Raw genomic sequence first — 6,371 nt, 5'->3', positions numbered from 1 at the left:
CCCCCGCCACATCGCTCCCGACCTGCGGGCCCAGCTCCAACGGTCGCTCATCCGCTCGCACGCCGCCGGGACGGGTCCCGAGGTGGAGGACGAGGTCGTCCGCGCCCTGATGCTGCTGCGTCTGCGCACCCTGGCCTCGGGCAACACCGGCGTGGAGGTCACCACCGCCGAGACCCTCGTCGCCCTGCTCAACGCCCGCATCACCCCGGTCGTCCACGAGTACGGCAGCCTGGGCTGCTCCGGCGACCTGGCGCCCCTGTCGCACGTGGCGCTCGCCCTGATGGGCGAGGGACAGGTCCGCGACGCCTCCGGCCACGTCGGCCCGGCCTACACCGCGCTGCACGAGGCCGGGATCCGCCCGGTGGAGCTGGGCGCCAAGGAGGGCCTGGCCCTGATCAACGGCACCGACGGGATGCTCGGCATGCTCGTCATGGCCTGCATGGACCTGGACCGCCTGCTCAAGGTCGCCGACATCACCGCCGCCATGAGCGTCGAGGCGCTGCTGGGCACCGACCGGGTCTTCGCCGACGAGCTCCAGCGGCTGCGCCCGCACCCCGGCCAGGCCGCCTCGGCCGCCAACCTGCGCGCCCTGCTCGCCCACTCGCCGATCGTGGCCTCCCACCGCGGCCCCGACTGCAACCGGGTCCAGGACGCCTACTCGCTGCGCTGCGCCCCGCAGGTCGCCGGAGCCGCCCGCGACACCCTCGCCCACGCGCTGCTCGTGGCCGGGCGCGAACTCGACAGCGTCATCGACAACCCCGTGGTGCTCGACGACGGCCGTGTGGAGTCCAACGGCAACTTCCACGGCGCGCCCGTGGCCTACGTGCTCGACTTCCTGGCCGTCGCGGTCGCCGACACCGCCTCCATCGCCGAGCGGCGCACCGACCGCATGCTCGACGTGTCCCGGTCCCACGGCCTGCCCGCCTTCCTCGCCGACGACCCCGGCGTGGACTCCGGACACATGATCGCCCAGTACACGCAGGCCGCCATCGTGTCCGAGCTCAAGCGCCTGGCCGTGCCCGCCAGCGTCGACTCCATCCCGAGTTCGGCCATGCAGGAGGACCACGTGTCCATGGGCTGGTCGGCCGCGCGCAAGCTGCGCCGCGCGGTGGAGGGACTGACCAGCGTGCTGGCGGTGGAGCTGCTCACCGCCGCCCGCGCCCTGGACCTGCGTTCGCCGCTGGAGCCCGGACCCGCCACCGGCGCCGTGCTGCGCGCCGTCCGCGAGCGCGTCTCCGGCCCCGGCCCCGACCGCCACCTGGCCCCCGAGATCGCCTCCGTCGCCGCCATGGTCGCCGACGGTTCGGTGGTCGAGGCCGCCGAGTCCGTCACCCCGCTCGCCTGAGCGGCGTGTTCCGTGAGTCGGCCGCACCCCGCCGACGCGCGAACAGACCCCACGAGTTCCGAGGAGACCACGCGTGAGTAGTCCACGTACCGTCCGCGCCGCGCGCGGCACCACCCTGTCCGCGAAGGGGTGGCAGCAGGAGGCCGCCCTGCGCATGTTCCACAACAACCTCGATCCCGAGGTCGCCGAGCACCCCGAGGACCTGGTCGTCTACGGCGGCACCGGCCGCGCCGCGCGGGACTGGCGCAGCTTCGACCGCATCACCGCCACCCTGCGCGACCTGGAGGGCGACGAGACCCTGCTCGTGCAGTCGGGCCGTCCGGTCGGTGTCATGCGCACCCACGAGTGGGCGCCCCGGGTGCTCATCGCCAACAGCAACCTGGTGGGGGACTGGGCGAACTGGCCCGAGTTCCGCCGCCTGGAGGCGCAGGGTCTGACCATGTACGGGCAGATGACCGCGGGTTCGTGGATCTACATCGGGACCCAGGGCATCCTCCAGGGCACCTACGAGACCTTCGCCGCCGTGGCCGCCAGGCGGTTCGGCGGGACGCTGGCCGGAACCATCACGCTCACCGCCGGGCTCGGCGGCATGGGCGGCGCCCAGCCGCTGGCCGTGACCATGAACGACGGCGTGGCGATCGTGGTCGAGTGCGACTCCAGCCGTATCGACCGCCGCATCGAGCACCGCTACCTGGACGTGCGCGCCGACAACCTGGACCACGCCCTGGAGCTGGCCGTCCGCGCCCGCGACGAGCGCCGCCCGCTGTCGGTCGGCGTCCTGGGCAACGCCGCCGAGATCGTGCCCGAACTGCTCGCCCGCAGCGCGCCGATCGACGTGGTCACCGACCAGACCTCCGCGCACGACCCGCTCGCCTACCTGCCCGCCGGGGTGGCCTTCGAGGACTGGAAGGCTCTGGCCGCCGCCAAGCCCGAGGAGTTCACCGTCCGGGCGCGCGAGTCCATGGCCGCGCACGTGGAGGCCATGGTCGGCTTCCGGGACGCGGGCGCCGAGGTCTTCGACTACGGCAACTCCATCCGNCGGCTTCGCCCGCGCCTTCGACTTCCCCGGATTCGTGCCCGCCTACATCCGGCCGCTGTTCTGCGAGGGCAGGGGGCCGTTCCGGTGGGCGGCGCTGTCGGGCGACCCCGCCGACATCGCCCGCACCGACCAGGCGATCCTGGACCTGTTCCCCGAGAACGACCACCTGGCCCGGTGGATCCGCATGGCGGGGGAGCGGGTCGCCTTCCAGGGGCTGCCCGCCCGCATCTGCTGGCTGGGCCAGGGCGAGCGCGCCGCGGCCGGAGCGCGGTTCAACGAGCTGGTGGCCTCCGGGGAGGTCTCCGCCCCGCTGGCGATCGGCCGCGACCACCTGGACACGGGATCGGTGGCCTCCCCCTACCGCGAGACCGAGGGGATGAAGGACGGCTCCGACGCCATCGCCGACTGGCCGCTGCTCAACGCCCTGGTCAACACCTCCTCCGGTGCCTCCTGGGTGTCCATCCACCACGGCGGGGGCGTCGGCATGGGCCGCTCCCTGCACGCCGGGCAGGTCAGCGTCGCCGACGGCACCGAGCTGGCCGCCGCCAAGCTGGAGCGGGTGCTCACCAACGACCCCGCCATGGGCGTCATCCGCCATGTGGACGCGGGGTACGAGGAGGCCGACCGGGTCGCGCGGGCGCACGGCGTCCGCGTCCCGATGCGCGAGGGCGAGTAGGCCCCTTCCGTCGGGGGCGCCGCGCCGCGGGCGCCCCCGACGCGGCCGTGACCGCGGCACGCCGAGAACGAGAGCCACCCTTGGGGACACACCCTGTGAGCGACCAGTACACCGCCCCCGACGCCGGGGCGTTCGACCGCATGTGGGCCGATCTGGCGTCCGNCGGCTACCACCGCCACGCCTGGAACGGCGCCGACACCGACGCCCGCGCCTGGTTCACCGAGGCCGCCGCCGCACGGGGCCTGGACGTGCGCACCGACCGCAACGGCAACCTGTGGGCCTGGTGGGGCACTCCAGGCCCGGGCGCCGTGGCCACCGGCTCCCACCTGGACTCGGTCCCCGACGGCGGGGCCTTCGACGGACCCCTCGGCGTGGTCAGCGCCCTGGCCGCCGTGGACGAGCTGCGGCGGCGCGGCCTGAGACCCGCGCGGCCCCTCGCCGTCACGGTGTTCACCGAGGAGGAGGGCGGCCGGTTCGGCGTTCCCTGCCTGGGCAGCCGCCTGACGGCGGGGGAGATCTCCCCCGAGCGCGCACGCGGCCTCACCGACGCCTCCGGAACCACCTGGGCCCGGGCGATGGAGGCGGCCGGGTACGACCCGGACGCGATCGGCGCGGACCCGGGGGCGCTGGCGGACCTGGACGTGTTCGTCGAACTGCACGTGGAGCAGGGGCGCGCCCTGGAGGAGACCGTCCACCCGGTGGGTGTGGCCAGCGCGATCTGGCCGCACGGGCGCTGGCGGATGGACTTCACCGGCAGGGCCGACCACGCGGGGACCACCCGTCTCGCCGACCGCAGCGACCCCATGCTGCCGTTCGCGCACACGATCCTGGCCGCGCGGGCGCTGGCCGAGGAGCACGACGCGCGTGCGACCGTCGCCAAGGCGATGGTCACGCCCAACGGCACGAACGCGATCCCGTCCCTGGTGAGCGCCTGGCTGGACGCCCGGGCCGCCGACGGCTCCGCGCTCGACGCGGTCGTGGACGGGGTGCGGGAGGCGGCCGAGCGGGCCTCCCGTGAGCACGGCGTGGACTGCGTGACGGCCAACGAGTCGCTGACTCCGCTGGTGTCGTTCGCCCACGGTCTGCGCGACCGGTTGGCCGCCGTGGTGGCCGACCGCGCCCCCGATCCGCGCGTTCCGGTGCTGCCGACCGGTGCCGGGCACGACGCCGGGGTGCTCGCCGCGCACGTGCCCACCGCGATGCTCCACGTGCGCAACCCGACGGGGGTGTCGCACTCCCCGCGCGAGTGGGCCCGCCCCGAGGACTGCCACGCCGGCGTGCTCGCCCTCGTCGACGTGCTCCAGGACCTCCTCGCCCGCCCCGTCCGGGAGGAGGAGTGGTGAGGTCGTCAGACCGCGAGCGGGGCCGGAGGACCGGACGGCCGCTCCTCCGGAGCCACGGACGACGGGAACCGACAAGCGACATCCGGCCCTCCCGGGCCGCCCGACGACGTACGGAGGACCGATGACGACCGGTGCGGACTCCGGGTCCGCCCCCGGCGGGAGCGCCGGACCCGCGGACCGTGGACCCGACCCCGGGCGCTTCCGCGTGGCGCACGACCGCCGCGTGTGGTGCGAGTGGGCGTGGACCGGTGCCGGGGACGGCGCCCCCGAGCACGGTGTGCTCGTGGAGGTGGCCGACGGGCGGATCACCTCGGTGACGGCCGGGACCCGGGCCCCCGGGGACGCCGAGGTCCTCACCGGGCTCACCCTGCCCGGGTTCGCCAACGCACACTCGCACGCCTTCCACCGGGCGCTGCGGGGACGCACCCACGCCGGTGGGGGATCCTTCTGGACCTGGCGCGAGACCATGTACCGCGTGGCGGACCGACTGGACCCCGACGCCTACCACCGGCTCGCCCGGGCGGTCTACGCGGAGATGGCCCTGGCCGGGATCACCTGTGTGGGCGAGTTCCACTACCTGCACCACGCACCCGGCGGCGTCCGCTACGACGACCCCAACGCCATGGGCCACGCCCTGACGGCCGCGGCGGCCGACGCGGGGATCCGGATCACCCTGCTGGACGTGTGCTACCTGTCCGGCGGTCTGGACGCCGACGGCGTCCACCAGCCGCTGGCCGGACCCCAGGCGCGGTTCGGCGACGGGGACGTGGACGGGTGGGCCGGACGCGCCGCGGCGTTCCGTCCCGGGGGCGGTCACGCGCGCACGGGGGCGGCGGCCCACTCGGTGCGGGCGGTCCCCGCCGGACAGCTGCCAGGCGTCGCCGCGTTCGCCGCCGAACGCGACCTTCCGCTGCACGTCCACCTCTCCGAGCAGCCCGCCGAGAACGCCGCCTGCCTGGCCGCGTACGGCCGCACCCCCACGGCGGTGCTCGCCGACGCGGGCGCACTCACCGAACGCACCAGCCTGGTGCACGCCACCCACCTGGACGACGCCGACGTGGCGGCCCTCCGGACGGCGGGGGCCACGGTGTGCCTGTGCCCCACGACCGAGCGCGACCTGGCCGACGGCCTGCCGCGCACCGGCGACCTGCTGCCCACCCCGCTCAGCCTGGGCACCGACCAGCACGTGCTGACGGACATGTTCGAGGAGGCCCGGGCGGTCGAACTCCACGAACGCCTGCGCACCCACCGGCGGGGCACCCTGGGCACGGGGGCGCTGCTGCGCGCGGCCACCGCGCACGGGCACGCCAGCCTCGGCTGGACCCGCGAACTCGGGGCCACCGTCCCGTCCATGATCCCCGGTTCGGGGGCCTCCGGCGATTCCGGGGATCCTGTACTGCGCGGAGGAGAACCACAGGAACCCCCGCGCGGGGTGCCCGACGCCGGAGTCCTGGCCCCCGGAGCGCGGGCCGACCTGGTCAACGTCCCCCTGGAGGGCGCCGGTCTGGCCGGTGCCGACCCGGCCCGGTGCGCCGACGCCGTGGTCTTCGCCGCCGCCTCCGCAGACGTGCGGCACGTGATGGCGGACGGCCGCTGGATCGTCCGCGACGGCGTCCACGCCCTGGTGCCCGACACCGCACGCGAACTCGACACCGCCATCAAGGAGCTGCACGCATGAGCGACGTACCCGAGACCATCCTCATCGACGGCATCGCCACCCTGGTCACCAACGACCCCTCCCGGGGCCGGGGCGCGGTGGGCGAGGTCCAGGACGCGGCGCTGGTCGTCGAGGACGGCCGAGTGGCCTGGTCGGGCCCGCGCTCCCAGGCGCCCGCTGCCGACGTACGGATCGACGCCGCCGGGCGCTGCGTCATCCCCGGGTTCGTCGACAGCCACTCCCACATCGTCTTCGCGGGAGACCGCAGCCGTGAGTTCGCCGCCCGGATGAGCGGTCAGCCCTACTCGGCG

Annotated in this window: 4 protein-coding genes and 1 pseudogene (1 of these 5 cut by a window edge); all 5 read left to right on the top strand. The window is 75.1% G+C overall.

Annotation, left to right across the window (positions count from 1 at the left end; translation table 11 throughout):
• A partial coding sequence (gene hutH, locus D455_RS0122875; RefSeq protein ID WP_017573015.1) for a histidine ammonia-lyase occupies positions 1-1,345 on the top strand: 1,345 nt, incomplete at its 5' end.
• A 73-nt stretch (positions 1,346-1,418) separates the two neighbouring features.
• A pseudogene (gene hutU, locus D455_RS31440) lies at positions 1,419-3,060 on the top strand (urocanate hydratase).
• Between the two features lie 140 nt (positions 3,061-3,200).
• Positions 3,201-4,403, top strand: coding sequence for an allantoate amidohydrolase (locus D455_RS0122865; protein ID WP_051064696.1), 1,203 nt, complete (start codon positions 3,201-3,203; stop codon positions 4,401-4,403).
• A gap of 121 nt (positions 4,404-4,524) precedes the next feature.
• A complete protein-coding gene (locus D455_RS0122860; protein WP_017573009.1) occupies positions 4,525-6,081 on the top strand; it encodes a formimidoylglutamate deiminase in 1,557 nt (518 codons plus the stop codon).
• On the top strand, positions 6,078-6,371 hold the 5' end (the start) of the coding sequence (gene hutI, locus D455_RS0122855; RefSeq protein WP_017573008.1) for an imidazolonepropionase. Its footprint extends 903 nt past the window's final position; the window shows 294 of its 1,197 coding nt (coding positions 1-294); its start codon is at positions 6,078-6,080; its stop codon lies off the right edge, out of view. The genes D455_RS0122860 and hutI overlap by 4 nt, the downstream gene beginning before the upstream one ends.

The organism is Nocardiopsis halotolerans DSM 44410 (genome assembly GCF_000341065.1).
Taxonomy (GTDB): Bacteria; Actinomycetota; Actinomycetes; order Streptosporangiales; family Streptosporangiaceae; genus Nocardiopsis; species Nocardiopsis halotolerans.
The sequence above is the reverse complement of the archived record's forward strand: the minus strand, read 5'-3'. Positions and strand labels throughout refer to the sequence as shown.

Bases quoted from the DNA above. Each gene is read 5' to 3' on its own strand.
- D455_RS0122860 (WP_017573009.1), top strand. From the start codon at position 4,525: ATGACGACCGGTGCGGACTCCGGGTCCGCCCCCGGCGGGAGCGCCGGA.